Origin of the sequence: Dysosmobacter segnis, assembly GCF_014297285.1 — a bacterium.
GTDB lineage: Bacteria > Bacillota > Clostridia > Oscillospirales > Oscillospiraceae > Oscillibacter > Oscillibacter segnis.
In genome coordinates this window covers 1-1,246 of the sequence record NZ_JACOQI010000087.1, presented here as the reverse complement: position 1 = coordinate 1,246, position 1,246 = coordinate 1, and the positions used below count along the sequence as shown (strand labels likewise).

Genomic DNA, 1,246 nt, shown 5'->3' with positions numbered 1-1,246 from the left:
CGAGAGGTATCGGCACAACTATTTCCGGCATGATGGGACATGGCAGCATCCGGCATAACAACCGGGAGTTCACAGCAGCCAATGTAGACCGTGAGCGGTCGGGGCAGAATATCGTTTTTGTCAACGAGGATCTGAAGCAGACCTATAATAACCTGTTCGGCGAGGCTCTGGAGGCATACAACGCCGGGAAGAAAAAGACAAGAGACAAGATCCCGGACTACTACGAGCATATCCGGCAGAGCAAGCAGGAGAAGCTGTTCCATGAGACCATCTTCCAGATCGGCAACCTAAATGACTGTGGCTGCGGCATGGAGGGCGGCCAGCGGGCAGCGGAGGCACTGACGGAGTTCGCAAAGACCTTTCAGGAGCGCAATCCCCATCTCCATGTGTTCAACATGGTGCTGCACATGGACGAGGCCACGCCGCACCTTCATGTAGACTATATCCCGGTGGCCACGGGGCAGACGAGAGGCCTTTCAACGAGAGTGTCCATGAAGCAGGCGCTCAAGCAGCAGGGCTTTACAGGCGTTGGCCGGAAACAGACCGAGTGGAAGGCTTGGATGGACCGGGAGAAGGAAGTGCTGACGGAGATCGCTCAGCAGCACGAATTTGAAATTATCTCTCTCGGCAGCAATCGGCGGCACATGGAGCTGCCGGAGTACCGTGCAGCGATCCAGGAGGCCGAGGCCGTGCAGGAGCAGACAGCGGCAGCTTTGCAGGAGCTGGCAGATATGCAGGAGAAGAAAACGGAGTTGAAGGGAGAGATTAAGTCGCTCTCCGGCACTGTGGCGGCGCTGAAGGCCGCAGAACGGGTACGGGTGGACTTCGATACCATCCGGCCGGAAAAAACGCTTACAGGGGCTGTCAAGGGCGTTACCGTGGAGCAGATCCAGCAGCTCAAGGAGGTAGCCATGACCGGAGCCGCTGCGAAGCAGACGGTCGTGGCGTTGAATAAGAAAAACGCTTCGCTGGAAAAAGAAAAAGCCGAGATGAGAGAGAAGATTCCTTCCGTCCACGAGAAGATGGAGGCGGCAGCGCAGCGCAGTCGCCTTGAAAATCAAAACCGGCAGCTTTGGAGTGAGAATAAGGAATTGAAGGCGGAGCTGGAGGAAGAACGCAGCTTTTCAGACCGGCTGCTGGAGGGTATTGACCGTGTGCTGGATATGCTGGAGCGTCATCTGCCGAAGCAGCTGCTTCACCTCGTCGATAAGGCGAGGGAGCTGCTGCCGGATCACCAGACTTATAG

At 56.7% G+C, this 1,246-nt stretch carries 1 protein-coding gene; it reads left to right on the top strand.

Going from position 1 to position 1,246, the window contains the following annotated elements:
• On the top strand, positions 1 to 1,246 hold a 1,246-nt coding region (locus tag H8Z83_RS19115; protein ID WP_243185144.1), incomplete at both ends, for a plasmid recombination protein.